General features: G+C 65.7%; 22 protein-coding genes. 13 read left to right on the forward strand and 9 right to left on the reverse strand.

Annotated features, from left to right (window positions below):
* Window positions 1–12 precede the first annotated feature (12 nt).
* The 4 genes from XI09_RS33100 (at window position 13) to XI09_RS33115 (ending at window position 5116) form a co-directional block, all read left to right on the forward strand.
* The gene (locus tag XI09_RS33100; protein ID WP_271570604.1) at window positions 13–1122 is read left to right on the forward strand and encodes an S-(hydroxymethyl)glutathione dehydrogenase/class III alcohol dehydrogenase; all 1110 of its coding nucleotides are present in this window, start codon (window positions 13–15) and stop codon (window positions 1120–1122) included.
* 33 nt (window positions 1123–1155) lie between these two features.
* Complete coding sequence (gfa, locus tag XI09_RS33105; RefSeq protein WP_271570605.1) at window positions 1156–1719, forward strand: S-(hydroxymethyl)glutathione synthase; 564 nt, start codon at window positions 1156–1158, stop codon at window positions 1717–1719.
* A 630-nt stretch (window positions 1720–2349) separates the two neighbouring features.
* A complete protein-coding gene (locus tag XI09_RS33110; protein ID WP_271570703.1) occupies window positions 2350–2802 on the forward strand; it encodes a (2Fe-2S)-binding protein in 453 nt (150 codons plus the stop codon).
* A gap of 1 nt (window position 2803) precedes the next feature.
* Complete coding sequence (locus XI09_RS33115) at window positions 2804–5116, forward strand: xanthine dehydrogenase family protein molybdopterin-binding subunit (protein ID WP_271570606.1); 2313 nt, start codon at window positions 2804–2806, stop codon at window positions 5114–5116.
* A 375-nt stretch (window positions 5117–5491) separates the two neighbouring features.
* Here XI09_RS33115 and XI09_RS33120 read toward each other — a convergent pair whose 3' ends face one another.
* The 5 genes from XI09_RS33120 to XI09_RS33140 form a co-directional block, all read right to left on the reverse strand.
* Window positions 5492–7219 (reverse strand): methanol/ethanol family PQQ-dependent dehydrogenase, encoded by a 1728-nt coding sequence (locus XI09_RS33120; RefSeq protein ID WP_271570607.1) that lies wholly within the window; start codon window positions 7217–7219, stop codon window positions 5492–5494.
* A gap of 118 nt (window positions 7220–7337) precedes the next feature.
* Window positions 7338–7991: a QcrA and Rieske domain-containing protein gene (locus tag XI09_RS33125; protein WP_271570608.1), complete on the reverse strand. Its 654-nt coding sequence runs from the start codon at window positions 7989–7991 to the stop codon at window positions 7338–7340.
* A gap of 241 nt (window positions 7992–8232) precedes the next feature.
* Window positions 8233–8697, reverse strand: a complete 465-nt coding sequence (locus tag XI09_RS33130) for a group III truncated hemoglobin (RefSeq protein ID WP_271570609.1) — start codon at window positions 8695–8697, stop codon at window positions 8233–8235.
* Between the two features lie 140 nt (window positions 8698–8837).
* On the reverse strand, window positions 8838–9689 hold the full coding sequence (locus tag XI09_RS33135; protein ID WP_011088963.1) for a 3-hydroxybutyryl-CoA dehydrogenase: 852 nt from the start codon (window positions 9687–9689) through the stop codon (window positions 8838–8840).
* A 268-nt stretch (window positions 9690–9957) separates the two neighbouring features.
* Window positions 9958–11436: an FAD-binding oxidoreductase gene (locus XI09_RS33140; protein WP_271570610.1), complete on the reverse strand. Its 1479-nt coding sequence runs from the start codon at window positions 11434–11436 to the stop codon at window positions 9958–9960.
* A gap of 227 nt (window positions 11437–11663) precedes the next feature.
* On the opposite strand from XI09_RS33140, the gene hisC reads away from it, so the two are divergent.
* The 3 genes from hisC to XI09_RS33155 all read left to right on the forward strand — a co-directional run bounded on the left by hisC (window position 11664) and on the right by XI09_RS33155 (window position 13800).
* Window positions 11664–12716 carry a histidinol-phosphate transaminase gene (gene hisC, locus XI09_RS33145; RefSeq protein ID WP_271570611.1) on the forward strand — a complete coding sequence of 351 codons (1053 nt, stop codon included), beginning with the start codon at window positions 11664–11666 and terminating at the stop codon, window positions 12714–12716.
* A complete protein-coding gene (locus tag XI09_RS33150; RefSeq protein ID WP_333939150.1) occupies window positions 12713–12886 on the forward strand; it encodes a hypothetical protein in 174 nt (57 codons plus the stop codon). The genes hisC and XI09_RS33150 overlap by 4 nt, the downstream gene beginning before the upstream one ends.
* Before the next feature lie 215 nt (window positions 12887–13101).
* The gene (locus XI09_RS33155) at window positions 13102–13800 is read left to right on the forward strand and encodes an ABC transporter permease (RefSeq protein ID WP_271570612.1); all 699 of its coding nucleotides are present in this window, start codon (window positions 13102–13104) and stop codon (window positions 13798–13800) included.
* Here XI09_RS33155 and XI09_RS33160 read toward each other — a convergent pair.
* Window positions 13774–14583, reverse strand: coding sequence for an extracellular solute-binding protein (locus XI09_RS33160; protein ID WP_271570613.1), 810 nt, complete (start codon window positions 14581–14583; stop codon window positions 13774–13776). The two genes, XI09_RS33155 and XI09_RS33160, sit on opposite strands and share 27 nt — an antisense overlap.
* A gap of 296 nt (window positions 14584–14879) precedes the next feature.
* Here XI09_RS33160 and XI09_RS33165 point away from each other — a divergent pair, with 296 nt between their 5' ends.
* The 4 genes from XI09_RS33165 (at window position 14880) to XI09_RS33180 (ending at window position 19862) form a co-directional block, all read left to right on the forward strand.
* Complete coding sequence (locus XI09_RS33165) at window positions 14880–16130, forward strand: hypothetical protein (protein ID WP_442869637.1); 1251 nt, start codon at window positions 14880–14882, stop codon at window positions 16128–16130.
* Between the two features lie 62 nt (window positions 16131–16192).
* On the forward strand, window positions 16193–16465 hold the full coding sequence (locus XI09_RS33170; protein ID WP_271570615.1) for a TonB-dependent receptor plug domain-containing protein: 273 nt from the start codon (window positions 16193–16195) through the stop codon (window positions 16463–16465).
* A gap of 172 nt (window positions 16466–16637) precedes the next feature.
* Window positions 16638–17522, forward strand: a complete 885-nt coding sequence (blaBJP, locus tag XI09_RS33175; RefSeq protein WP_271570616.1) for a BJP family subclass B3 metallo-beta-lactamase — start codon at window positions 16638–16640, stop codon at window positions 17520–17522.
* Between the two features lie 330 nt (window positions 17523–17852).
* A complete protein-coding gene (locus XI09_RS33180) occupies window positions 17853–19862 on the forward strand; it encodes a putative bifunctional diguanylate cyclase/phosphodiesterase (RefSeq protein WP_271570617.1) in 2010 nt (669 codons plus the stop codon).
* Between the two features lie 18 nt (window positions 19863–19880).
* Here XI09_RS33180 and hutU read toward each other — a convergent pair whose 3' ends face one another.
* From hutU to hutI, 3 genes are read right to left on the reverse strand one after another with little or no spacing between them, the layout of a single operon-like run.
* Window positions 19881–21551, reverse strand: coding sequence for a urocanate hydratase (gene hutU / locus XI09_RS33185; protein ID WP_271570618.1), 1671 nt, complete (start codon window positions 21549–21551; stop codon window positions 19881–19883).
* Between the two features lie 13 nt (window positions 21552–21564).
* Window positions 21565–23124 carry a histidine ammonia-lyase gene (gene hutH, locus XI09_RS33190; RefSeq protein WP_271570619.1) on the reverse strand — a complete coding sequence of 520 codons (1560 nt, stop codon included), beginning with the start codon at window positions 23122–23124 and terminating at the stop codon, window positions 21565–21567.
* Window positions 23121–24335: an imidazolonepropionase gene (hutI, locus tag XI09_RS33195; protein WP_271570620.1), complete on the reverse strand. Its 1215-nt coding sequence runs from the start codon at window positions 24333–24335 to the stop codon at window positions 23121–23123. Before hutI ends, hutH begins: the two co-directional genes overlap by 4 nt.
* 99 nt (window positions 24336–24434) lie before the next feature.
* Between hutI and XI09_RS33200 the strand changes: the two genes are divergently transcribed.
* Together XI09_RS33200 and hutC are read left to right on the forward strand one after the other, a co-directional pair.
* Window positions 24435–25793: a formimidoylglutamate deiminase gene (locus tag XI09_RS33200; protein ID WP_271570621.1), complete on the forward strand. Its 1359-nt coding sequence runs from the start codon at window positions 24435–24437 to the stop codon at window positions 25791–25793.
* A complete protein-coding gene (gene hutC / locus XI09_RS33205; protein ID WP_271570622.1) occupies window positions 25790–26518 on the forward strand; it encodes a histidine utilization repressor in 729 nt (242 codons plus the stop codon). The genes XI09_RS33200 and hutC overlap by 4 nt, the downstream gene beginning before the upstream one ends.
* The last annotated feature ends 45 nt before the right edge of the window (window positions 26519–26563 follow it).

A 26563-nucleotide genomic window follows, 5' to 3' on the forward strand; every position in this document is an offset into this window, starting at 1 on the left:
GAGGAGTTTACGATGAAGACACGTGCCGCCGTTGCTTTCGAGGCGAAGAAGCCGCTTGAGATCGTCGAGCTCGATCTGGAAGGACCGAAGGCCGGCGAAGTCCTGGTCGAGATCAAGGCGACGGGCATCTGCCATACCGACGCCTACACGCTCGACGGCTTCGACAGCGAGGGAATCTTCCCGTCGATCCTGGGCCATGAGGGCGCCGGCATCATCCGCGAGATCGGCCCCGGCGTGACCTCGGTGAAACCGGGCGACCACGTCATCCCGCTCTACACGCCGGAATGCCGGCAGTGCAAAAGCTGCCTGAGCCAGAAGACCAATCTCTGCACCGCGATCCGCGCGACGCAGGGCAAGGGCGTGATGCCCGACGGCACCAGCCGCTTCTCCTACAAGGGCAAGCCGATCTACCACTACATGGGCTGCTCGACCTTCTCGAACTTCACCGTGCTGCCGGAGATTGCTGTCGCCAAGATCCGCGAGGACGCGCCGTTCGACAAGAGCTGCTACATCGGCTGCGGCGTCACCACCGGCGTCGGCGCCGTCGTCAACACCGCCAAGGTCGAGCCGGGCGCCAACGTGGTCGTGTTCGGCCTCGGCGGCATCGGATTGAACGTGATCCAGGGCGCCAAGATGGCCGGCGCCGACAAGATCATCGGCGTCGACGTCAACGATTCCAAGGAAGATTGGGGCCGCCGGTTCGGCATGACCCACTTCGTCAACCCGAAGAAGATTACCGGCGACATCGTTCCGCATCTCGTCAACCTCACCGACGGTGGTGCCGACTACACCTTCGACTGCACCGGCAACACCACCGTGATGCGCCAGGCGCTTGAAGCCTGCCATCGCGGCTGGGGCACCTCGATCATCATCGGCGTCGCCGAAGCCGGCAAGGAGATCGCCACCCGCCCGTTCCAGCTCGTCACCGGCCGCAACTGGCGCGGCACGGCCTTCGGCGGCGCGCGCGGCCGCACCGACGTGCCGAAGATCGTCGACTGGTACATGAACGGAAAGATCCAGATCGATCCGATGATCACCCACGTGCTCAAGCTCGAAGAGATCAACAAGGGCTTCGACCTCATGCACGAGGGCAAATCCATCCGTTCCGTCGTCGTCTACTAGCTCACCGCCATCACCCCCAAGGAGGATCGACCCATGACTGTTGCACTCCACCCATCGATCGACAACGGCCTCAAACAGGGCAGCGGCAGCTTCGCCGGCGGTACGCTCGCCTGCAAATGCAAGGACCATCAGGTCAAGATCGGCATCAAGGGCGACGTCGCCCACAACCACGCTTGTGGCTGCACCAAGTGCTGGAAGCCGCCGGGCGCGACGTTCTCCGTCGTCGCCGTGGTGCCGCGCCAGAACGTCACCGTGCTCGAGAACGGCGACAAGCTCCAGATCGTCGATCCCTCCGCGGTGATCCAGCGTCACGCCTGCAAGGCCTGCGGCACGCACATGTACGGCCGCATCGAGAACAAGAACCATGCGTTCTACGGCCTCGACTTCATCCATCCCGAACTGTTCCAGGAACAGGGCTCGCAGGCGCCGCAATTCGCCGCCTTCGTCTCCTCGGTGATCGAATCCGGCGTGAAGCCGGAGCAGATGGCCGGCATCCGTTCGCGGCTGAAGGAAATCGGGCTCGAGCCCTACGACTGCCTGTCGCCGGCGCTGATGGACGCGATCGCGACCCACGTGGCGAAAGCCAAAGCAGCCTGACGAAGGCCGCCTGAACGAGGCGGCCCGAGCAGGGCCGCCAGACCCACGCCACGTCCGCTCGCTGGTCCCGACCAGCACCAGCGAGCCGGACGGAGGTGACTTCCAACGGCGAAGCCGCCGCTTCTGCACTCTGTGTCTACGAGGGCCACGCGCTCCCTCAGTCCTGGTCTCTGAATGACTGCGCAGTGCCGCCCGCTTCCCGCCTGAAGTCCGCGGCTCCTGCGTTTCTCCCTCCCTCGACTGAGGCATCCTGCTTCGTCCGTACAGTCTTTCTGGCGGACGAAGCTTTTTTATTGCGACCTGCTTTGCAGTTGCGCAATGCGCGCGGCGCAATGCCGCGCCCTGCTTTTGACAAACCACAGATGCAATCTGTTCACGCTGACAACACCCGGCTGTGCCGGGCCGGCCGATCGCTGCTACGATCGCGCCGTGACGATGCCGCGCGAAGTTCAATCAAACAAGAACAAAACGGGAGGTATCGAGCACATCCAGACATCGCTATTGGCGTTCCTGCCTCCCTCCGGGATCTGCCCGCGCGGGACGACGGCGGGGCGCGGCGACGACGCACGAGCCGCCGCCGGCGCTGCCGGCGCATTTGAATTTCATGCTTATGAAGAGCGAGGGAAGATCATGATCAAGGTGAAGATCAACGGCCAGGAACAGAGCTGGGACGGCGACCCGAATCTCCCGCTACTCTGGTTCCTGCGCGACGAGGCCGGGCTAACCGGCACCAAGTTCGGCTGTGGCCAGGCCCTGTGCGGCGCCTGCACCGTCATCGTCGACAAGGAGGCCGTGCGCTCCTGCATCACGTCGGTCAACGACGTCGCCGGACGCGAGATCACCACGATCGAGGGATTGCATCCCAACGGCGATCACCCGGTTCAAAAAGCCTGGCGCCAGGTCAACGTGCCCCAATGCGGCTTCTGTCAGGCCGGCCAGATCATGCAGGCCGCGGCGCTCTTGATGGACAACCCGAAACCCTCGCACGACCAGATCCGCGAGGCGATGTCCGGCAACATCTGCCGCTGCGGCTGCTACCAGCGCATCGAGAACGCCGTCCATCTCGCATCGACGGGAGTGTGACATGAATTTCATCGACAATCCGCGGAAGCTCCACAGCTTCGAAAAGAACATCCGTGTCGAGAAGGTCTCGCGCCGCAGCATCCTGAAGGGGCTCGGTGTCACCGGCGGCTTCGTGCTCGCCGCGCCCGTGATGTCGCGCCAGGCGTTTGCCTATGAGACCGGCGCCGGAAAGATGCCGCACGGCGTCGTGGTCGATCCGCGCGTGTTCGTCGCAGTCGCGCCCGACGGCATCGTCAGCATCGTCGCCCACCGCTCCGAGATGGGCACCGGCGTGCGCACCAGCCTGCCCCTGATCGTGGCCGAGGAGATGGAGGCCGACTGGTCCAGGGTGAAGGTGCAGCAGGCCCATGGCGACGAGGTCAAGTTCGGCAACCAGGACACCGACGGTTCCCGCAGCACGCGGCATTACCTGATCCCGATGCGCCAGATCGGCGCCGCCGCCCGCACCATGCTGGAGCAGGCCGCCGCCAAGCGCTGGGGCGTGCCCGCGACCGAGGTCAAGGCCGTCAATCACGAGGTCGTCCACAGCGCCAGCGGACGCAAGCTCGGCTTCGGCGAGCTCGCCGCCGACGCCGCCAAGGAATCGGTGCCGAGCATCGAAGGCCTCAAGCTGAAGGACCCCAAGGACTTCCGCTATCTGACCAAGGGCCAGATCGGCATCGTCGATCTTCACGACATCACCACCGGCAAGGCGCAATACGGCGCCGACGTGCGCCTGCCGGGGATGAAATATGCCGTGATCGCGCGCCCGCCGGTGACCGGCGGCAAGCTTACCTCGTTCGATCCGGACGCGGCGTTGAAGGTGCCCGGCGTCGAGAAGGTGATGCAGGTGCGCGGCTGGCCGTGGCCGTCGAAATTCCAGCCGCTCGGCGGCGTCGCGGTGATCGCCCGCAACACCGGCGCCGCGATCAATGGCCGCGACGCGCTGAAACTGGTCTGGGAGGACGGCCCCAACGGCAAATACGACTCCGTCGCCTACCGCAAGGAGCTCGAGGAGGCCTCGCGCAAGCCCGGCCTCGTCGTGCGCAAGGAGGGCGATGCGGACGCCGCCCTGAAAGGCGCCGACAAGGTGATCGTCGGCGAATACTACGTCCCGCATCTCGCCCATGTCGCCATGGAACCGCCGGTGGCGGTTGCCGACGTCAAGGGCGACAAGGCGGAGATCTGGGCGCCGGTGCAGAGCCCCGGCGGCACCCGCGAGGACGTCGCCAAGACGCTCGGCATCCCCGAGCAGAATGTCACCGTCAACGTCACGCTGCTCGGCGGCGGTTTCGGCCGCAAGTCGAAATGCGACTATGCGCTCGAAGCCGCGCTGCTGTCGAAGGAGCTCGGCGCGCCGGTGAAGGTGCAGTGGACGCGGGAGGACGACATCCACAACGGCTTCCTGCACACCGTCTCGGTCGAGCGGATCGAGGCCGGCCTCGACAAGAGCGGCAAGGTGATCGCCTGGCGCCACCGCAGCGTGGCGCCCAGCATCGCCTCGACCTTTGCGGCCGGCACGGTGCATCAGGCGCCCTTCGAGCTCGGCATGGGCCTCGTCGACATGCCGTTCGAGATCGCCAACATCTCCTGCGAGAACCCGGAGGCTGCGGCGTTCACCCGCATCGGCTGGTTCCGCTCGGTCTCGAACATCCCGCGCGCCTTCGCGGTGCAGTCGATGGTCGGCGAGATCGCGAACGCGACCGGCCGCGACCAGAAGGAGACGCTGCTCGCGCTGATCGGCAGCCCGCGGATCGTCAAGCCCGCGGTGAAGGACATGTGGAACTATGGCGAGCCCCAGGACAGCTACCCGATCGACACCGCCCGCCTGCGCAAGGTGGTCGAGCTGGTGGCCGAGAAGGGCGAATGGGGCCGTCAGGTGCCGAAGGGCCACGGTCTCGGCATCGCGGTACACCGCAGCTTCGTCAGCTATATTGCGACCATCGTCGAGGTGGCCGTCGACGACAAGGGCAAGCTGACCGTGCCGCGGGTCGACACCGCGATCGACTGCGGCACCTATGTCAACCCCGAGCGCATCGCCTCGCAGATCGAGGGCGCGGCGATCATGGGCCTCAGCCTCGCCAAATATGGCGAGATCACCTTCAAGGACGGCAAGGTGCAGCAGAAGAACTTTGACGACTTCCAGGTCGTCAGGATCGACGAGTCTCCCGTGGTGACCAACGTCTACATCGTGCCGCCCGCGCCAGGCATGCCGCCGAGCGGCGTCGGCGAGCCCGGCGTTCCGCCGTTCGCACCGGCGCTGATGAATGCCATCTTCGCCGCGACCGGAAAACGCATCCGTGCGCTGCCGATCGGCAAGCAATTGGAGGCGTGAGCGCGTGATCCGGAAAACCACCCAGACCATCGGGCAGAGCAACACCGATCCAAAGGTTCAGGAGATGAACCAGAAGGAAAAGGACAAGCTGGATCGTCACGGGAAGTAGCGACGCCGTGCTTTTCCACGCGGCTGTTTCCGCGTCATGGCCGGGCCTGTCCCGGCCATCCACGTTCTTTTCACGCGAAGCCAGGACGTGGATGCCCGGGACACCTAGCGCGAAGACGCGCTTCGCGCTTCTGCCCGGGCATGACGAGTTCGTGGCACGGGCGTCGGCCTTGCCACAAGCCACACGCACAAAATGCGGCGGACGTTTCCGTCCGCCGCATTCGCCACCCCCCTTGCTGCTCCGCTTCTTTCGATCCGCCCGCGGAGCTATTTCTTCAGCGCGAACACCCAGATCGCGCCGCCCTGCGGCACGTTGGCCTCGATGCCGATGTTGTTGGTCACCAGCGCATCCTGAATCCGCTGCGCGTCCACACCCCATCCCGACTGGATCGCAATGTATTGCGTGCCGTCGATCTCATAGGACACCGGCATGCCCATGATGCCGGAATTGGTCTTCTGCTCCCACAACAGCTCGCCGGTCTTGGCGTTGAAGGCGCGGAAGTTGCGATCGTTGGTGCCGCCGGCAAAGATGAGATCGCCCGCGGTCGCCGTCACCGAGCCGAACAGCTGCGACTTCGGGAAGTTGTGCTGCCACACCTTCTTGCCGGTGACGGGATCCCAGGCCTGCAGCTCGCCAAAATGATCCGCGCCCGGCTTTGTCTTCAGCCCAATGTCTTCCGGCTTGGTGCCGAGCCAGAGCTCACCCGGCTTGAGTGCGACCTTCTCGCCGGTGAAGCCGCCGCAGAAGTTCTCGTTGGCGGGCACGTAGACCAGGCCGGTCTTCTGGCTGTAAGCCGCCGACGGCCAGTCCTTGCCGCCCCACAGCGACGGACAGAACTCCACGCGCTTGCCAATCACCGGCTTGTGCGCGGGATCGACGATCGGCTTGCCGGTTTCGGCATCGATGCCCTTCCAGACGTCGGTGGAGACGAACGGCCAGCCTGCCACGTAGTTGATCTTGGTCGGCGTGCGCTCGAGCACCCAGAAGATCGCGTCGCGCCCCGGATGGACCAGGCTCTTGATGTTGCGGCCGTCGCGTTGCAGGTCGATCAGCATCGGCGCTTCGACCTCATCCCAGTCCCAGGAATCGTTCTGGTGGTACTGGTGATAGGTCTTGATCTTGCCGGTGTTCGGATCGAGCGCAAGCACCGACGAGGTGTAGAGATTGTCGCCGGGATGGGTCTCGCCCGGCCACGGCGCCGCGTTGCCGACGCCCCAATAGATCGTCTTGGTGTCCTTGTCGTAATTGCCGGTCATCCAGGCCGAACCGCCGCCGTTCTTCCAGTCGTCGCCCTGCCAGGTGTCGTGACCGGGCTCGCCTTCGCCGGGAATGGTGTAGGTCCGCCACAGCTCCTTGCCGTCCTTGGCGTCATAAGCGGCGACATAGCCGCGCACGCCGAACTCGCCGCCGGAGCCGCCGACGATGACCTTGCCGTCGACGATCAGCGGCATCAGGGTCATGTACTGGCCCTTCTTGTAGTCCTGCACCTTGGTGTCCCACACCACCTTGCCGGTCTTGGCGTCGAGCGCGACGACATGATCGTCGGTGGTGGCGAGATAGAGCTTGTCCTCCCAGAGGCCGACGCCGCGGCTGGTCGGATGCAGCTGGAACAGATCGTCGGGGAGCTGCCGCTTGTAGCGCCAGTATTCGTCGCCGGTTTTCGCGTTCAACGCGATCACCTGCCCCATCGGGGTTGCCACGAACATCACGCCATTGTTGACGATCGGCGGCGCCTCGTGGCCTTCGACGACGCCTGTTGCAAACGTCCAGACCGGCGTGAGACCCTTCACGTTCGAGGTGTTGATCTGGTCGAGCGGGCTGTAGCCCTGCCCGTCATAGGTGCGCCGATAGAGCATCCAGTTGCTCGGTTCCGGATTCTCCAGGCGCTGCGCGGTGACCGGAGAATAATTCTCGATCGGGCCAGACACGGCGGCGGTCGAGGCAAGACAGGTGAAGGCGACGAAGCCGGACAGTAACCACTGCTTCCTGGTCATGGACGTTCCCCTTTTTCATCCGTTTGAATTCTTGTGTTGAATTCTTGTCGTTCGTCCCGTCGTCCGCCCATCGGCGGATGCGGCCTCTCGTGACGCGGGCATGACCCGCGACCGTCCATCATCCTGGCTGCGCGCCACCTACCTTTCCGACGAAGTTTCCGCCGACGCTGAGCGAACCGTCAGCGAACGCCAGCGGCAGCGCCGCGAGCCGCCGCGGTGCCGGCCCGAACACGACCTGCGCGCCCGCGCGAGGATCGTATTCGGAGTTGTGGCACATGCACTTGAGCACCTCCTTGTCGCCGACGTCGCTCTTCACCCAGGCGGTGACGGGACAGCCGGCATGGGAGCAGATCGCCGAATAGGCGATGATGCCGTCGAGGGCGCGCGCGCGGGTCTGCTCGTCGAGCTCGGCGGGATCGAGCCGGATGACCAGGATCTCGTTGAGCCGCGAGGCGCTGCGCACGACCGAGGTCTTGGGATCCTTCGGCCAGGCATGCACCGGCGGCCCGCCGGCCGGCAGGTCGGCCGTGGTGATCAGCTTGCCCTCCTGGTCACCTTCGGAGAAGACGAGCACATCGCCCTTCTGCGGCCGTTCGTCGGAGCCGGGCGGGTCCTCGCCTGCGCGCGCCGATGTGGAACAGCCGAGGCAGGCGGTGGTGGCGAGCGCACCCAGCAGCAGCGTTCGCCGCGTCTGCTCCGTGGCCGCGTCAACTTCAGGCTCCGAAGTGTTCTCGGAGGATGAGGAATTGATGTTGAACGATGCGCGCGACATGCACGCTAGCAGGCGCTGGAACTCTGCCGAAAACAAGGCGAAGAATTGGCGCCGCAGTGCATCAATGTGGCTCTGCTCGCTTTGATTGAACGAGAGTGAACGCGTTCAAACGTATTTTCACCAGTTCTACGTCGCACCACGCGAGCGGCATGATGATTTTGCAGACCAGACCGATGATGTTGGAATTGGTGCAACGCGCCATCGCGCGAGCTGCACGTTTCTCAGGCAGGCATTTGGTATTTCACGATCTGAGCACGTGACGCGGCGAAGCGATGCGGCCTGCGACGGTTGCCGACGCCATTTCAAAACTGTCGGCGATGCGGCGTGCCTTGTCGATGAAGAGCGCAGCGGCCGCAGGCGGACAGACGTCGCGCGCGGTCTGTTCGAACAGATCGAGCCAGCGGTCGAAATGATCGCCGACAAGGCTGAGCGGCAGATGCGCCCGCATCGGCGAGCCATGATAGCGGCCGCTCATCAGCACGACTGACGACCAGAAATCTCCGAGCTTGGCGAGATGCTCGTCCCAATTCTGCACGACCGCGAATACCGGCCCCAGGAGCGCGTCCTCGCGCACGCGCCCGTAAAAGCGGGTGACGAGTTCCGCTATCATCTGTTCGGTGATCCCGGTGCGCTCAATCGCATCCTGGGTCAGCAGGTTCCGCCGCGCGGCCGCCGCCTCGCGCTCGGCCTTCAGTCGATCCGACATTGTCCTTTGTTATCCGTTCCGTTGTTCCCGCAGGCCACCCGTTCGACATTGTCGGGCCGATTGCGCGCGGCGTCTTTGTCGCAGCGCAAATTGCGGGACGGGCGGCGAGGCTCGAACGCCCCGCCGCCTACGCCGTGTCATCAGGCGCCGTAAGTGTAAAAACCCTGCCCGGTCTTGCGGCCGAGATGGCCGGCATCGACCATTTCCTTCAGCAAGGGGGCCGGACGGTATTTGGGGTCGTTGAAGCCTTTGTAAAAGACCTCCATCACCGACAACATGGTGTCGAGCCCGACGAGATCGGCGAGCGCCAGCGGCCCGATCGGATGATTGCAGCCGAGCTTCATGCCGGCGTCGATCTCTTCCGCCGTCGCGATCCCCTCCTGGAGGGCGAAGATCGCCTCGTTGATCATCGGGCACAGGATGCGGTTGACCGCGAAGCCCGGGCTGTTCTTGGCCGTGATCGCCACCTTGCCGACGCGCTGGGCGAAATCGAGCGCCTTGGCGTGAGTGTCGTCGGAGGTCTGCAAGCCGCGGATCAGCTCGAGCAGCGCCATCACCGGCACAGGATTGAAGAAGTGCATGCCGATGAAACGGTCGGGGCGATCGGTTGCGGCGGCAAGCTTCGTGATCGAGATCGACGAGGTATTGGTTGCAACCAGCGTGCGCGGCGACAGCGTCGCGCAGAGGTCCTTCAGGATCTTGACCTTGAGCTCCTCGTTCTCGGTGGCGGCCTCGATCACCAGGTCGCAATCGGCCAGCTTCGCCCGGTCGGTGGTGCCGGTGATGCGCTTGAGCGTCGCCTCGCGGTCGGCCGCCGACATCTTCTCCTTCTTGACCAGACGCTCGAGGCTGCCGCCGACGGTCGAAAGCCCGCGGTTCACCGCCGCATCGGAAATGTCGACCATCACGACCGAGAGCCCGGCTGCGGCGCAGATTTGCGCGATGCCATTCCCCATGGTCCCTGCCCCGATGATGCCAACGGTTTGAATCATTGCGTCACATCCTTCTCATCCTTGCGGGCGTGCCGGTAGCGGCCCGGCCCCATTGTTCCTGCATCAGGCTCTAGCACCGCCAGTTGCCGGGTGCGACCTGATCCTGCCCCTTCCTTAAAGCATCCATGGCGGGAATAAAGCCGCAAAAGGGCATGATTTCGAGGCCTCGCGGCCCGTTTGGCCCGAGCCATGCGGCGCATGCGCCTGCCCGAGGGCGCGGCGGGGGCCGGGTCGATCGGCGGGGCCACCTGCGGCGTCGGGCCTCGCCTCATCCGAGACGCAGCACCTTGCCCGGATTCATGATGTTCTTGGGGTCGAGGGCCCGCTTGATCGTGCGCATAATGTCGAGCTCGGTCCTGGAGCGATAGTGCTGGAGCTCGTCGAGCTTCTCGATGCCGATGCCGTGTTCGGCCGAGATCGAGCCGGCCATGGAGGTGATGAGGTCGTTGACGACCCGTGTGATGGCCGCAGAGTACTGGGTGAGCGTGTCGCGATCCATGCCCTTCGGACCCATGAAGGAGAAGTGCAAATTGCCGTCTCCGATGTGGCCGAGCGGATAGGGGCGGATCGTCGGCAGGATGTCGAGCACGGCCTTGAGACCCCTGTCGATGAACTCGGGAATCCAAGAGATTGCGACCGACACGTCGTAGCTCAGGCCCGGCCCCTCGGCGCGCGATGCCTCGGCCACGCTCTCGCGAATGCGCCACATGTTGCGCGACTGCGCTTCGGTTTGCGCGATCACCGCATCGAGCACCCGGCCCGCCTCGAGCTGATCGGCCAAGAACTGCTCCATCCTGTCCGACATGCCCGCGCCGCCGTCCTGCCGCGGCCGGGCTGACGACCATTCGAGAAGGAGATACCATTCGGTCCCGGCCTTGAGAGGGTCCTGGGTGCCGGGAATGTGGCGCAGCACCATGTCGGTGCAGGCGCGGCTCATGAGCTCGCAGGAGCCGACATTGTCGTCGGACGCGGCATGCGCCTCCGACAGGAGCTCGATCGCCGCCCTGGGATCGCGGATCGCGAGCCATGCCGTGCACACGTCCTTCGGCGCGGGCCAGAGCTTCAGCACCGCCTTGGTGATGATGCCGAGCGTCCCTTCGGCGCCCATGAACAGATGCTTGAGGTCATATCCGGTATTGTCCTTCTTGAGTGCGCGCAGCCCGTCCCAGACCTCGCCGCTCGCCAGCACGACCTCGAGACCCAGCACCAGATTTCGCGCATTGCCGTAACGCAGCACCTGCACTCCTCCGGCGTTGGTGGACAGATTGCCACCGATCATGCACGAGCCCTGGGCACCCAGGCTGAGCGGAAAGAATCGATCATAACGCGCGGCCGTGTCCTGGAGCGTCTGGAGGATGCACCCCGCCTCCACCGTCATGGCGTAGCCGACGGGATCGACATTCAGCACATGATTCATGCGACCGAGCGACAGCACGATGCCGCGGTGCGCGGGCCACGGCGTGGCACCGCCCATCAGGCCGGTGTTGCCGCCCTGCGGCACGATGGCAATGCCGTTGTCGTAGCAGAGCTTGACGGCAGCGGAGACTTCCGCGGTGTTGGCCGGACGCACGATCGCCGCGGCCTGCCCCGCCAGTTCGCCGCGCCAATCAGTCACGAACGGGCGCTTGTCCTGCTCGTCCAGGATCAGGCCCTTGTCACCCACGATGGCCCGCAAGCGGTCGAGAATGGCGGGCGTCACGGGCGCGGTCGGAATGGAGGGAGCGGTGACAAGGGCTGCACCCGGCATGTGTTCCTCGCTTTGCGGCTCTTCTGCGCAGCCTGGGGCGCGCCGGCCTTCGTTCTTGTTTTCAATTCTGGACGTTTGCGCGATGAACCTAGCACGAAGGTGGCGTTTGCGGGAGCGTCCCCGGCTGCGACGCTTGTGCAGACCTGCCTCGACTGCCGAACCGGAAGCGCACTTCCGTCGGCGCCCGGCGTGCCCTACTGTGCCGCGATCAACCTGGATTGGAGATCATGAGCCGCTTCTGGAGTCCGGTCGTCCACACGCTTTCGCCCTACGTCCCGGGCGAGCAGCCGAAGCAGGATGGCGTCGTCAAGCTCAATACCAACGAGAATCCCTATCCGCCCTCGCCGCGCGTGCTGGCGGCGATTGCGTCGGCTGCGGAGCGGCTGCGCCTCTATCCAGATCCGCGCGCCACGCGCCTGCGCGAGGCGATCGCAGCGTACTGCGATGTTGCGGCCGAGCAGGTGTTCGTCGGCAATGGCTCCGACGAGGTTCTGGCCCACACCTTCCCGGCCCTTCTGAAGCACGACAGGCCGCTGCTGTTTCCCGACGTCACCTACAGCTTCTACCCGGTCTATTGCCGCCTCTATGGCGTAGCTCACGAGGAGGTGCCGCTCGATGCCGCGATGAAGATCGAGATCGCCGACTACAGGCGGCCATCGAGCGCCATTCTTCTCTGCAATCCGAACGCGCCCACCGGCATCGCCCTTCCGCGCGACACGATCGCGGCGCTGGTCGCCGAGAATCCCGACCGGCTGGTGGTGGTGGACGAGGCCTATGTCGATTTCGGCGCCGAGAGCGCGGTGCCGCTCGTTGCGCGCCACGACAATCTGCTCGTCATCCAGACCTTCTCGAAGTCGCGCTCGCTCGCCGGCCTGCGCGTCGGCTTTGCCATCGGCCAACCGCCGCTGATCGAGGCGCTGGAGCGGGTGAAGGACAGCTTCAACTCCTATCCCGTCGATTGTCTCGCCATCGCCGGCGCCGTCGCCGCCATCGAGGACGACGCGTGGTTTCTCAAGACCCGCGCCCGTATCGTCTCGAGCCGCGAAGCCCTGACCCGCGATCTCGGACAACTCGGCTTCGAGGTGTTGCCCTCCCTCGCAAACTTCGTGTTCGCGCGTCACCGAAGCCGGAGCGGAGCCGATCTGGCGGCCGCACTTCGCCAGCGCGGCGTCCTGGTCCGGCATTTCCAGAAGCCGCGCATCGACGACTTCCTGCGCATCACGGTCGGAACGGAGGAGGAATGCGGCCGACTGATTGAAGTGCTGCGCGGCTTGATTTGATCCCGGGGCGTGACGGCTCGCTGTCCGATACCTTCGCAGGGATCGCCCCGCAGGACGCGCCGGCCTTCATCGCCGCGCAGATCGTCGGGGCACTTCTCACCGTTCCGCTCGCAGGCTGGCTGTGGGGCGGCGACCCGGCGAAGCGGGACGCCCCGCCGCTCGCATCCTGACGCCGGATCCCGCGGCTGCGGCATTCGCGGCCGGATGAAGCGGGTTTTCAAAACGCTTCTGCCGAGTATTCTGTGAGCCGCCTCCCGCGGCGGCGGTGCCTCGCTGCTTTTGCTCCACACGACGAAACTTGCAGGGACCAGCCCGTGACGCGCTTTTGCAGCCTCGACATCGACGCCCCGGAGGCCTACGCCCGACCGCTGAAGTTCAGGCGCGGATGAACGACTTCGCACGATCCGCGGGTGCCGCCTTCGCGCTGATCGGCGAGGCCGATTCCGAGCTTCTGGGCATCGTCGCCTTGTCGGTGCGTGTCAGCCTGACCGCGAGCATCGTCGCGCTCCTGATCGGCGCACCGTTCGGCGCCTTGCTTGCAATCGCCCGTTTCCGCGGACGTCAAATCATCATCGTGCTGACCAATGCGCTGCTCGGCCTGCCGCCGGTCGTGGTCGGGCTCGCGCTCTATCTGCTGCTGTCACGGTCCGGCCCGCTCGGGGCGGCCGGCCTGCTGTTCACGCCGGCGGCCATGGTGATCGCGCAGACGCTGCTCGCGACACCGATCGTGGTGGCGCTGGTGCATCGGCCGGCGAGCTTGCTCTGGGCGGAGTATGGCGATCTGGCGCGGATTGACGGGCTGTCGGTCCTGCGCAGCATGGGGCTCCTGTTCGCGCTGGGACGGACCTCGCTGCTGACGGCCTTTCTCGCGGCCTTCGGGCGTGCCATCGCCGAGGTCGGCGCCATCATCGTCGTCGGCGGCAATATCCGCGGCTTCACGCGCACGATGACGACCGCGATCGCACTGGAAACCAGCAAGGGCGATCTGCCGCTGGCGCTGGGGCTCGGGCTGATCCTGCTCGCGCTCAGTGTGGCGGTATCGACCGTCGCTTTCTTGCTAGTTGGCCGCGTTGGGGAAAAATAGCTGCTCGCCGCCGACCTTGTAACCGGCAATCGCCTGCTGTCCCTTCGGGGAGACCAGCCAGTCGATGAAGGCCTGCCCATCCTGCGCCTTCACGTTCGAATGCTTTGCCGGATTCACCAGCATGACGCCGTACTGGTTGAAGAGCCGCTTGTCGCCCTCGGTCAGGACGGCAAGCTCGCCGCGGTTCTTGAACGACAGCCAGGTGCCACGATCCGACAGAAGATAGGCGTTCGAGGACGAGGCCATGTTCAGCGCCGGACCCATGCCCTGGCCGATCTCGCGATACCAGCTGTCCTTGCCGGCACCGAGATCGACGCCCGCCTCCTTCCACAATCTCAGCTCGGCTGCGTGCGTGCCGGACTTGTCGCCGCGCGAAATGAACGGCGCCTTGGCTGCCGCGATCTTGCGCAGCGCATCCGCGACATCCTTGCCGCCGGCAATCTGCGCCGGATCGCTCTTCGGCCCGACGATGACGAAGTCGTTGTACATGACGTCGAAACGCTTCACGCCCTGCCCTTCGGACATGAACTTGTCTTCGGCGGGCCTGTCATGGACGAACACCACGTCGGCGTCGCCTCGCCGCCCGATATCCAGCGCCTGGCCGGTGCCGACGGCAACGACCTTCACGCTGATGCCCTCGGCCTTCGAGAACAGCGGCAGCAAATAGCCGAACAGGCCCGACTGTTCCGTCGACGTCGTCGAGGCCACGGTGATCGTGCGATCCTGCGCGAATGCGATGGTGGACCAGAGCAGAACCGCTCCGATGGCGACTATTCTTCTCATGTGTCGTCCCTACACCAGATGCCGGATGTTCCAAACTACCTTCGACGGAGCGGCGCAGGGAACCCCGACGTTCGGCGCAACGCGCCCATGGCGAGGAGCCTCGCGGCGCTGCCGTGGCTTCATGACGATCGCAGCTTCTCTCGCGAGCGATGGCGCGCGGATGTTCTGCAATTGGTCCCACCCAGATTGACATCGGTGTGACGGCCGGGGCAGTTTTTCACATTGCTGGCGAATCAGCGATTGCCTCACGCCGAGTACCTCTTGGACAACTCCCAGTGCTTTCGAGACTGATATCGTTGCTGCGCCGCATCCCTGCGGTGAAATGGGCGTTTACGAGGCTTCGGCCCTTGCCGCAGGGCGGCAGCATCGACGTTTCGCCGATCGCCACGGATGATTCGCCTGCCATCGCTGTCGACGTTGCAGAAGCCGCGCCCACTCCCGACATCAGCATCAAGACCGATGTCAACGACCCAGGCATCACGGTCGCAGCGCCGGTCGCCGAGGACGACACCGCGATCTCTGTCATCGCGGAGAGCCCGCCGGCCGCGCAGACAGAGACCGGCGTCAGTGACGATTCATCTCCGGAGAGCTCGACGGAGCCGGTCGTCGTGGAGGAGGCTTCGGTCTCGCCTGTCGACGTGGAGACCGCGTCCGTTGATGTTGCTGACCTCACCGTCAGCAGGGGCTCACCTGCGGAACTCCCGACGCACGTCGAGTCGGTCGGCACGGAAGAGGCCTCAGTCCAGCCCGTCGTCGTCGATAGCGCGCCGGTCGACATTCCCGAGCTCGCTGTCAGCGGCAGTCCAACTCGTGAACTGCCGACCGACGTTGAGCCCGTCGTCACGGAGGAGACACCGGTCTCGTCTGTCGATGGCGAGACCGCTCCGGTTGCTACGCTCGACCTCATCGTCAGCCACGAGCCATCCTCAGACGTTCTCGTCGATATCGAGCCGGCCATCGTGGACGACCCGCATATCGCCCTCGCCGACATCGAAGTCTCTCCGGCTGATATCCCTGCCGTCAGCGTTGACAGCGGTTCATCCGCCGACGTCGCCGTGGAGATCGAGCCGGTCCCAAGCGATCCCGCACCGGTCATAGCGGTCGCCACGGAGGACGCTTCTGCCGACACCTCCGGCGAGGTCGCGGACATCGCGCCGGAGCCGATCCTTGCGTCTCCCGCACTGGAGATCCGCAGCACACCGAAAGTTCGCGCAAGAGCGACGGACCCCGCCGACCGCACGGCGCTGATCCGGCAGCGCTGGGCGGAGACCGGGATCAGGATGTGGAATCCGCGGCTTCACGGCACCGGCGATGCCACGTTGAACATCCAGGGCCGTGTCGAACTGCTGCCGCCCGCGCCCGGCGAGACGATGCCGCGCTACGACAAGCTCGAATTCAGGATGCTGGGCGGGCAGATCGTCTGCGAGGGCGTCATCGTCGAGGCGCCCGCACAGGCGAGCCATCGCAGCTTCACCCGGCTCGCCGAGCCTGGGAAGCCAGACCGGGTCCGCGAGCCGGTGCGGGAACGCCAGGCCGCTCTCGCCTGACCTTTTCCTCTGCGACGACGCCCGCCATATGCTAGGCTGATGTCCTCGATATGGGAGCTCGCATGCCCACAAAATCATTGCGATTGATTGTGATCGTCGCCCTCTGCGTCTCGCAGGGAGCCTTTGCCGCTTCCGGCAAGTGGTCGCGCCATGCGCCCGCCACCGATCCGGCCGCACCCTACAAGGCCGACCGGCTCTCGTCCTCGCGCGGCGAGACGATCCTCGACACGCCGGGGCAGACCACCGTGCTGACGCGGCAGGTCCTCGACGACATGAACGCGAGAAGCCTCCGCGACGCCATGCGCTCGACCGCCGGCGTCACGATCGGGCGGTGAGACGCTGACGCCCAGCGCCGCGATGGCAGGCGCGCCGTTATTCCCGTGCCGTCCCCGAAATATTCCCGACACGAAGTCGTTGCTGCCGCACCTTGCACGACGTAGCTTGCGCACCGGCCGACGCAAAGGTCGCGTCCGATCGAAACGACAAGAACACTTTGGGAGGCAAACTATGAGAAGGCTCACGGCCGCGCTGTGCGCGCTGGTATTGTTCGTACCGGCTGCGCAGGCACAGACCATCAAGAGTTTCCTGGCGGCGGTCATGCAGAAGTGGACGGCGCCGTTCGAGCCGTTCCAGCTCGTCGACAACATCTATTATGTCGGAACCGACGGCATTGCCGTCTATGTCATCAAGACATCGCAGGGCCTGGTCCTGATGGACACGGCGATGCCCCAGTCCACCGGCATGATCAAGGACAACATCGCGAAGCTCGGCTTCAAGGTTGCCGACATCAAGATCATCCTCAACACGCACGCGCATCTCGACCACACCGGCGGCTTCGCCGAGATCAAGAAGGAGACCGGTGCGCAGCTCATCGCCGGCGAGCGCGACAAGCCGCTGCTCGAAGGCGGCTATTATCCGGGCGACGAGAAGAACGAGGACCTCGCCTTCCCCGCGGTGAAGGTCGATCGCGCGGTGAAGGAAGGCGACAAGGTCACGCTCGGCGACACCACGCTGACGGCACATGCGACGCCCGGCCATTCGCCGGGCTGCACGAGCTGGGAGATGACCGTCAAGGACGGCAAGGAGAACCGCGAGGTGCTGTTCTTCTGCAGCGGCACGGTGGCGCTGAACCGGCTGGTCGGCCAGCCGACCTACCCCGGCATCGTCGACGACTACCGCGCGACCTTCGCCAAGGCCAAGGCGATGAAGATCGACGTGCTGCTCGGGCCGCATCCGGAAGTCTATGGCATGCAGGCCAAGCGCGCGGAGATGAAGGAGGGCGCGCCGAACCCGTTCGTCAAGCCGGGCGAGATCGCGACCTACGCGACCGGCCTGTCGGAGGATTTCGACAAGCAGCTCGCCAAGCAGACCGCGGCGCTGGAGAAGAAATAGCAGCCGTCTTGCGCTCTCTCACCTCTCCTCCCGCGGGGGAGAGGTGAATCAGGTGGGCCGGCTGACCGCGCGGCAATACGCTGCACCGCGCCGTCACCGACGCGCATGGTTAACAGATCGTAGCTGCGGCGATTGCGGGCGAACAGTGCCCGAGACATCCGCCTCCGCCGCTGGATATCGCTAACGCCGCCTCACCAATGCACGTGGCCGGAAAATCTGCGGTAACGTGCAACCTGCGCTGGCTTTCGCGCGGAACCCGATCTGACGCGCCCTTTACCCCCGATGTGCAAGATCGCCCTCGTTTTGAAGGGATCCGGGGCGCGTATTTCAATGCCTGTCGCCAATTTGACGTCTCATTTCGCCGCCGCCATGCGGCTGTTTCGCGTGCCGGCCGACAACCCCGACCTGACGCGCGCGCAGTTCGACGCCTTCTCCAAGCAGGTCCCGCTGCTCTACTTCATTCTCATGAGCAACACGATCGCGGTCGCCTACACATATGTGAACGTGGCGCCGGACTGGCTGACGATGATCGTGCCGAGCGTGCTGACCGTGCTTGCGGCCCTGCGTACCTTCTGGTGGCTGCGCCAGCGTCACCTCGTGCGCAGCGACGGCGACATCCTGCGCAATCTACGCGCCACCAACTGGCTGACCGTGCCGATCGGTGCCGGCTTCACCGCCTGGTCCTTCGCGCTCTACCCTTACGGCGATCCCTTCGCCAAGAGTCAGGTCGCCTTCTACATGGCGGTGACCGTGATCGGCTGCATCTTCTCGCTGATGCACCTGCGCTCGGCGGCGCTGATCGTGACGCTGATCGTCGACGTGCCCTATGTGCTGTTCTTCTTCGCCACCGGCGAGCCGACATTGAAGGCGATCGCGGTCAACAACCTGCTGGTCTCCGGCGCGATGGTGACGGTGCTGTTCATCTATTACCGCGACTTCGCCGATCTCGTATCGAGCCGCAAGTCGCTGCTGGCGCAGCAGGCGGCCACCCAGGCGCTTTCGGACGAGAACTTCCGCCTCGCAAATCTCGATTCCCTCACCGAGCTGCCGAACCGCCGTCGCTTCTTCGCCGAGCTGTCGAGCGCCTTTGCCGATGCCGAGCGCAGGAATGTTCGTGTCGCGGTCGGGATCATCGACCTCGACGGCTTCAAGCCGATCAACGACAACTACGGCCACAGCGTCGGCGACCGCGTCCTGATCGAGGCGGGCCGGCGCATCCGCGAGGTCTGCGAGGGCTTCGGCCCGCAGCGGGTGGAGTTCGCCCGGCTCGGCGGCGACGAGTTCGGCCTCGTCGTGTGCGGCGACCCCGAGGAGGCGGATCTGGCGCGGCTTGGCGAACGCATCGGCGACCAGGTCAAGCTTCCCTACCAGCTCGACAGCGCCCATACCGGGCTGTCCTGCTCGATCGGCTTCGCACTATTCCCGCAATCGGCAACGACGGCGGAGGCGCTCTATGAATGCGCCGACTATTCGCTCTATCACGCCAAGCGCCATCTGCGCGGCCGCACCGTGATCTTCTCGAGCGAGCTCGAGGCCGAGATCCGCAGCCGCGGCGTCATCGAGAATCTGCTGCGCACCGCCGATTTCAGCACCGAGATGGACCTGGTGTTCCAGCCGATCGTGGACGCCATGAGCGAGCACACCGCCGGCTTCGAGGTCTTGGCGCGCTGGCACAGCTCCCGCCTCGGTCTGGTTTCACCGGCCGACTTCATCCCCGCCGCCGAGCGCATCGGCCTGATCCGGCCGCTGACGCAGGCGCTGCTGGTTCGGGCGCTCGCGACGGCCAAGACCTGGCCCGACCACATCCGCGTCTCGTTCAACCTCTCCGCCCACGACATCTGCGCGGCCGAAGGCATCCTGCCGCTGATCACCATCGTCGAGAAAAGCGGGCTGCCGCCGCACCGGATCGATTTCGAGATCACCGAGACCGCCGTCACCTTCGATTTCGTGCGCGCGCAGCAGTCGATCGCGGCATTGAAGGCAATGGGCTGCGGCATTTCACTGGACGATTTCGGCACCGGCTATTCCTCGCTGAGTCACGTGCACCGTCTGCCGCTCGACAAGATCAAGGTCGACCGCAGCTTCGTCGCCGACATCAACGACAATCCGGTCAGCCACAAGATCATCAAATCGCTCACGGGCCTGTGCGACGACATGGAGATCGCCTGCGTCGTCGAGGGCGTCGAGACCCGCGCCCAGCTCGACAGCCTGCGCCGCCTGGGATGCGATTTCATCCAGGGCTATTATTTCGCAAAGCCCATGCCGGGCAATGCGATTGACGACTATCTCGCGAACGAACGGCAGCGCCTCGACGGCGCCGAGGCCAAGGACGTGGCCTGAGGCCAGGGACCGGGCGCGCTATTTCGTCAAACTGGGCAGATCGAGCCCCTTGTCACGGGCGCAATCGATCGCGGTCTCGTAACCCGCATCGGCATGGCGCATGACGCCGCTTGCCGGATCGTTCCAGAGCACGCGCTCGATGCGCTTTGCAGCCTCCGGCGTGCCATCGGCGACAATCACCATGCCGGCATGCTGGGAATAGCCGATGCCGACGCCGCCGCCATGATGCAGCGACACCCAGGTCGCGCCGCTGGCGCAATTGAGCAGCGCATTGAGCAGCGGCCAGTCGGACACCGCGTCCGATCCGTCCTTCATGGCCTCGGTCTCGCGGTTCGGGCTTGCCACCGAGCCGCTATCGAGATGGTCACGGCCGATCACGACCGGCGCCTTGAGTTCGCCGCGCGCCACCATCTCGTTGAAGGCAAGGCCGAGCCGGTGACGGTCGCCGAGGCCGACCCAGCAGATCCGCGCCGGCAGCCCCTGGAATTTGATGCGCTCCTTCGCCATGTCGAGCCAGTTGTGCAGATGCTTGTCATCAGGCATCAGCTCCTTGACCTTGGCGTCGGTCTTGAAGATGTCCTCGGGATCGCCCGACAGCGCAGCCCAGCGGAACGGCCCGACGCCGCGGCAGAACAGAGGGCGGATATAGGCGGGGACGAAGCCGGGGAAATCGAAGGCGTTCTTCAGGCCCATGTCCTGCGCCATCTGGCGGATGTTGTTGCCGTAGTCGAGCGTCGGGATTCCTTGCGCGTGGAAGTCCAGCATGGCCTGGACATGCTCGACCATCGAGGTCTTCGACGCGCGCTCGACGGCCTTCGGATCGGAGGCGCGTTTCGCTTCCCATTCGGCGAGCGTCCAGCCTTTGGGGAGATAGCCGTTGATCGGATCATGGGCGCTGGTCTGGTCGGTGACGATGTCGGGCTTGACGCCGCGACGCACCAGCTCCGGGAAAATCTCCGCGGCATTGCCGAGCAGGCCGACCGAGACCGCCTTCTGCGTCTTGGCAGCATCGGCCATGATCGCGAGCGCTTCGTCGAGCGTTGCGGCCTGGCGATCGAGATAGCCGGTGCGCAGCCGCATCTCGATGCGGCTCGGCTGGCATTCAACCGCGAGCATGGAGGCTCCGGCCATGGTCGCGGCCAGCGGCTGCGCGCCGCCCATGCCGCCAAGGCCGGCGGTGAGGATCCATTTGCCGGCCAGGCTGCCGCCATAATGGCGACGGCCGACCTCGACGAAGGTCTCGTAAGTGCCCTGCACGATGCCCTGGCTGCCGATATAGATCCAGGAGCCGGCCGTCATCTGGCCGTACATCATCAGGCCCTTGCGGTCGAGCTCGTTGAAATGGTCGAGCGTCGCCCAATGCGGCACGATGTTGGAGTTCGCGATCAGCACGCGCGGAGCATCGGCGTGGGTGCGGAAGATTCCGACCGGCTTGCCGGACTGGATCAGCAGCGTCTCGTCGTCTTCGAGCTTGCGTAACGCCGCCGTAATCCGGTCAAAGCTCTCCCAGTCGCGCGCGGCGCGGCCGATGCCGCCATAGACGACGAGCTCGCTCGGGCGCTCCGCGACATCAGGATCGAGATTGTTCATCAGCATGCGCAAGGGGGCTTCCGTCAGCCAGCTCTTGGCGCTGATGTCGCTGCCACGGGGCGCGCGGATGGTGCGGTCGTTGTCCAGTCGGCGGTTCATGCGGAACACCTCTTCAGGCAAGTCTCGGAAATGGATCGGATGAGAGCACGCCGATCGCAGCCGCCGGCAGCGCGTCGGCCTCGACGAGTGCGGCGGCCTTGGCGAGATCGCCGGCCATATAGCGGTCGGCGCCGAGCGCGGGCACCTGTTCGCGAAGCGCGGCAATGACGGCGACGAGCGGCGTGCTGGTCGCGTGCGGCGCGCGCAGCGTAATGCCTTGCGCGGCGACCAGGAGCTCGATGCCGAGGATGGCAGCGAGATTGTCCGCCATATCGGCGAGGCGCCGTGCGGCATGCGCGGCCATCGACACGTGGTCTTCCTGGTTGGCGCTGGTCGGCGTCGAATCGATCGAGCAGGCGAGCGCACGCTGCTTGTTCTCGGCATAGAGCGCGGCCGCCGTGACCTCCGCGATCATGAAGCCGGAATTGATGCCGGGATCTGGCGTGAGGAACGGCGGCAGACCGAAGTTCAGCGCGGGATCGACCAGCGTCGCGATGCGCCGCTCGCTGATCGCGCCGATTTCCGACAGCGCCAGCGCGATTGTATCGGCCGCAAACGCCACCGGCTCGGCGTGGAAATTGCCGCCGGAGACGATCTCGCCGGTCTCGACCAGGACGAGCGGGTTGTCGGTGACGGCATTGGCCTCGACGATCAGAGTTCGCGCAGCTTGCGTGATCAGATCGAGCGCGGCACCTGCGACCTGCGGCTGGCAACGCAGGCAATAGGGATCCTGCACACGTTCGTCGCCTTCGAGATGCGACAGGCGGATGTCGCTGCCGTCAAGCAGCGCAGTCAGCGTCGCGGCTGCGGCGATCTGCCCGGCATGGCCGCGCAGCGCCTGGATTTCGGGGCGGAACGGCGCCGTGGAGGCCATTGCCGCATCGACCGACAGCGCGCCAGTGACGAGCGCAGCACGGGCCAGATGAAACGCACGCAGCACGCCGGAAATGGCATAGGCGGTCGAAAACTGCGTGCCGTTGATCAGCGCAAGCCCTTCCTTGGGGCCGAGCGTCAGGGGCGCGAGCCCCGCGCCGGCAAGGGCCTCGCCGCCGGACACAGTCTTGCCGTCGACAATCGCCTGCCCCTCGCCGATCATGACGGCCGTCATGTGCGCGAGCGGTGCGAGATCACCGGAGGCACCGACCGAGCCCTGCTGCGGCACCAGCGGACAGACACCCCGCGCCAGCATTCCCTGCAACTGCTCGATCACCTCGCGGCGTACGCCGGAGGCGCCGCGCCCGAGCGAAATGATCTTCAGCGCCATCATCAGCCGCACGATCGGCTCCGGCGTCGCCGGACCGACACCGCAGCAATGCGAGACGATGAGGTTGCGCTGGAGCAGCGCGGTCTGATCGGACGGGATGCGCTTCGAGGCGAGCTTCCCGAAGCCGGTATTGATGCCGTAGACGGGTGCGTCTGCTTGCGCCGCCTTGGCGACGATCGCGGCGGCCGCCTCGACACCCGGCCAGAACGACGGATCGAGCGCGACGGGCTGTCCGGCAAGCACGCGCGCGAGATCGTCCAGGCTGACCGTTCCCGGTTTGACGACGATCGCCGCGCCCTGCTCCGTCACTGTCCCCTCCATACCCGGCGGTGCAGCGGATTGAAGCCGATGCGATAGACGAGCTCGGCGGGACGCTCGATGTCCCAGATCGCGAGATCGCACCATTTGCCAGCCTCTAACATACCGGTCTCCTGGAGCAGCCCGAGCGCTCGCGCGCCTTCGCGGGTGACGCCGGCGAGGCATTCGGACACCGTCATCCGGAACAGCGTCGCCCCCATGTTCATCGCCAGCAACAGCGAGGTCAGCGGCGAGCTGCCGGGATTGCAGTCGGTCGCGAGCGCCATGTGAACGCCGTGCTTGCGGAACGCCTCGACCGGTGGCTTTTGCGTCTCGCGAATGAAATAGAAGGCGCCGGGCAGCAGCACGGCCACCGTTCCCGCCTTCGCCATCGCGGCCGCTCCGGCTTCGTCGGTATGCTCCAAATGATCGGCCGACAGCGCGGAGAATTTGGCAGCAAGCGCAGCACCGCCAAGGTTCGACAGCTGGTCCGCATGAAGCTTGACCGGCAGCCCAAGGCTCCTCGCCGTCTCGAACACCCGCGCGGTCTGATCGGCCGAGAACGCAATGCCCTCCATGAAGGCGTCAACGGCATCGGCAAGACCAGCCTTTGCGACCGCGGGCAGCATCTCCTTGCACACGAGATCGATATAGCGATCCTTGTCACCATCGGCCTCGGGCGGCAGCGCATGGGCGCCGAGGAAGGACGTGCGGATCGCAACCGGCCGCTGGCGGCCGAGGCTGCGCGCGGCTGCGAGCTGCCGGATCTCGGTCTCGGCGTCGAGGCCGTAGCCCGACTTGATCTCGACCGTGGTGGCGCCCTCGCCGATCAGCGCATCGAGCCGCGGCAGCGCGCTTGCGATGAGCTCGGCCTCGCTTGCCTTGCGCGTCGCGGCCACCGTCGAGACGATGCCGCCGCCGGCACGCGCAATCTCCTCGTAGCTTGCGCCCTTCAGACGCAGCTCGAACTCGTGTGCGCGGTTGCCGCCATAGACGAGATGGGTGTGGCAGTCGACGAGGCCTGGCGTGATCCAGCGCCCCGCGCAATCGATCCGCTCGATGGCATCCGCATCCGCCGGAAAGTCCGCGTCTGCGCCCGCATAGACGATATGGCCGCCGCGCGCGGCAATCACGCCATGCTCGATCTCGCCGAGATCGGGGCGATCGGCCCGCATCGTGGCGAGGCGGGCATTGTGCCAGATCCGGTCGAAGCGCTCTGCCATGCAACTGTCCCTTCGCGGATGTCCCTGCGCCCTGGGATGCTTGACTTATATGTCTAGACATATAATCGTAAGGCGGTTCTGTCCAGCCGGCGTGTGATCATGACCCGACTGCATTTCGCCTCCGCGCTCCTGCCCTCGGGCTGGGCCAATGACGTGCAGGTGGTGATCACCGCCGGCGCGATCGCGGCGGTGACACCGGGCGTCGCGCCGGCCGCCGGCGACGAGCGCCACCAAATCGCGCTTCCGGGGCTTGCAAGCCTGCACAGCCACGCCTTCCAGCGCGGCATGGCGGGACTTGCGGAGCAGCGGGGCGACTCGACCGACACGTTCTGGACCTGGCGCGAGACGATGTATCGCTTTGCGCTGGCAATGACGCCGGACGACGTCGCGACCGTTGCGACACTGCTTTATGTCGAAATGCTGGAGCAGGGTTTTACCCGCGTCGGCGAATTCCATTATCTGCATCACGATCGCGACGGCTCGCCCTACGCCGATCTCGCCGAGATGGCTGCGCGCATTGCGCAGGCCGCCGAAGCGTCGGGTATTGCGCTGACGCTGCTGCCGAGTTTTTATGCGCATGGCTCTTTTGGAGGCGCGGCACCACATGCCGGCCAACGCCGCTTCATCTGCTCGGTCGATCGGTTCGCCGCGCTGATGGCTGCGTCGCGTAAAGCGATCGCAACATTGCCAGGAGCCAATATCGGCATCGCGCCGCACAGTTTGCGCGCGGTGGCGCCGGACGAGCTCGCGGCGATCATTCCGCTCGCCGACGGCGGCCCTGTGCACATTCATGCCGCAGAGCAGGTCAAGGAAGTCGAGGATTGCCTGGCCTGGTCGAGCCGGCGCCCGGTGCAATGGCTGCTGGAGCACGCACCGGTCGATCAACGCTGGTGCCTGATCCACGCAACCCACACGACGAACGAGGAGGTCACCGCGCTCGCCAAGACAGGCGCGGTTGCCGGCCTCTGCCCCATCACCGAAGCGAGCCTCGGCGACGGCATTTTCCCCGCCCGCGAATCCCTCGACGCCGGCGGCCGGTTCGGCGTCGGCACCGATTCCAACGTGCTGGTCGGCGTCGCCGACGAGCTGCGCCAGCTCGAATATGGCCAGCGGCTGAAGCATCGCCAGCGCAATGTGCTCTCCAGCGGCGCAGGCGCCTCGACCGGACGCACGCTGTTCGATCATGCCCTCGCCGGCGGCTCGCAGGCACTTGCGCAGCCGACCGTCGGCCTCACGCCGGGCGCGCGCGCCGACATCGTCACGCTCGACTCCACGCATCCGTCGCTCGCAGGACGTCAAGGCGATGCGGCCATCGACAGCTGGATCTTTGCGGCAGGCAGCGGCGCGATCGATTGCGTCTGGGCCGGCGGCGACAAGGTCGTCGAGGGCGGACGGCACCGGCTGCGTCAGGCGGCGCGCGAGCGTTTCAACGCATCGGTGCGGAGGCTCCTCGCATGAGCCTCGCTACGGACGGCGCCGACCAGCCGACGCTCTACAAGCGGATCCGCGCCGACATCGAGAAGCGCATCCTGACCGGCGAGTGGCCGCCGGGCCACCGTATTCCGTTCGAGCACGAGCTGGTGGCACGCTACGGCTGCTCGCGCATGACCGTGAACAAGGCGCTGTCGGAGCTCGCGCAGGCCGATTTGATCGAGCGGCGGCGGCGGGCCGGCTCCTTCGTCCGCCGGCCGCAGCATCAGTCGGCGGTGCTCAAGATCGCCGATATCCGCGCCGAGATCACCGCACTCGGCCGCGCTTACGGCTACGAGCTGATCCATCGCAAGCTGCGCATAGCGACCGCCGCCGACCGCGACCGTCTCGGGGTGAAGAAGGCCGGCAAGGTGGTCGCGATAAGCTGCCGCCACAGCGCCGACAACGTGCCGTTTGCCGTCGAGGACAGGCTGATCGATCTCTCGTCCGTGCCGAACGCTGCGACCGCGGACTTCTCGCGCGAACCGCCCGGCTCGTGGCTGCTTCACCATGTCCCATGGACAGAGGCCGAGCATACGATCAGCGCCATCGTCGCGGACGATCGCGCGGCGCAGGCGCTCGACATCGCCGTCGGCGCGCCCTGCCTCGTGATCGACCGCTACACATGGCGCAGCACGCGCACGATCACCGCGGTGCGGCTGCTCTATCCCGGTGACTCTCACCGCCTTGTCGCCCGATTCAAGGGAGGCTGAGAGACCAATGTCGGCACAATTCGTGCAACGCTTCGGGCAACGGTC

The sequence above is a fragment of the Bradyrhizobium sp. CCBAU 11386 genome, assembly GCF_028128955.1.
GTDB lineage: Bacteria > Pseudomonadota > Alphaproteobacteria > Rhizobiales > Xanthobacteraceae > Bradyrhizobium.

Bases quoted from the DNA above. Each gene is read 5' to 3' on its own strand.
- XI09_RS33130 (WP_271570609.1), bottom strand. From the start codon at position 8,697: ATGTCGGATCGACTGAAGGCCGAGCGCGAGGCGGCGGCCGCGCGGCGG.
- XI09_RS33155 (WP_271570612.1), top strand. From the start codon at position 13,102: ATGAACGACTTCGCACGATCCGCGGGTGCCGCCTTCGCGCTGATCGGC.
- XI09_RS33120 (WP_271570607.1), bottom strand. From the start codon at position 7,219: ATGACCAGGAAGCAGTGGTTACTGTCCGGCTTCGTCGCCTTCACCTGT.
- XI09_RS33125 (WP_271570608.1), bottom strand. From the start codon at position 7,991: ATGTCGCGCGCATCGTTCAACATCAATTCCTCATCCTCCGAGAACACT.
- XI09_RS33180 (WP_271570617.1), top strand. From the start codon at position 17,853: ATGCCTGTCGCCAATTTGACGTCTCATTTCGCCGCCGCCATGCGGCTG.
- gfa (WP_271570605.1), top strand. From the start codon at position 1,156: ATGACTGTTGCACTCCACCCATCGATCGACAACGGCCTCAAACAGGGC.
- blaBJP (WP_271570616.1), top strand. From the start codon at position 16,638: ATGAGAAGGCTCACGGCCGCGCTGTGCGCGCTGGTATTGTTCGTACCG.
- XI09_RS33110 (WP_271570703.1), top strand. From the start codon at position 2,350: ATGATCAAGGTGAAGATCAACGGCCAGGAACAGAGCTGGGACGGCGAC.
- hutI (WP_271570620.1), bottom strand. From the start codon at position 24,335: ATGGCAGAGCGCTTCGACCGGATCTGGCACAATGCCCGCCTCGCCACG.
- XI09_RS33200 (WP_271570621.1), top strand. From the start codon at position 24,435: ATGACCCGACTGCATTTCGCCTCCGCGCTCCTGCCCTCGGGCTGGGCC.
- hutC (WP_271570622.1), top strand. From the start codon at position 25,790: ATGAGCCTCGCTACGGACGGCGCCGACCAGCCGACGCTCTACAAGCGG.
- XI09_RS33100 (WP_271570604.1), top strand. From the start codon at position 13: ATGAAGACACGTGCCGCCGTTGCTTTCGAGGCGAAGAAGCCGCTTGAG.
- hisC (WP_271570611.1), top strand. From the start codon at position 11,664: ATGAGCCGCTTCTGGAGTCCGGTCGTCCACACGCTTTCGCCCTACGTC.
- XI09_RS33135 (WP_011088963.1), bottom strand. From the start codon at position 9,689: ATGATTCAAACCGTTGGCATCATCGGGGCAGGGACCATGGGGAATGGC.
- XI09_RS33160 (WP_271570613.1), bottom strand. From the start codon at position 14,583: ATGAGAAGAATAGTCGCCATCGGAGCGGTTCTGCTCTGGTCCACCATC.
- XI09_RS33140 (WP_271570610.1), bottom strand. From the start codon at position 11,436: ATGCCGGGTGCAGCCCTTGTCACCGCTCCCTCCATTCCGACCGCGCCC.
- hutU (WP_271570618.1), bottom strand. From the start codon at position 21,551: ATGAACCGCCGACTGGACAACGACCGCACCATCCGCGCGCCCCGTGGC.
- XI09_RS33170 (WP_271570615.1), top strand. From the start codon at position 16,193: ATGCCCACAAAATCATTGCGATTGATTGTGATCGTCGCCCTCTGCGTC.
- XI09_RS33115 (WP_271570606.1), top strand. From the start codon at position 2,804: ATGAATTTCATCGACAATCCGCGGAAGCTCCACAGCTTCGAAAAGAAC.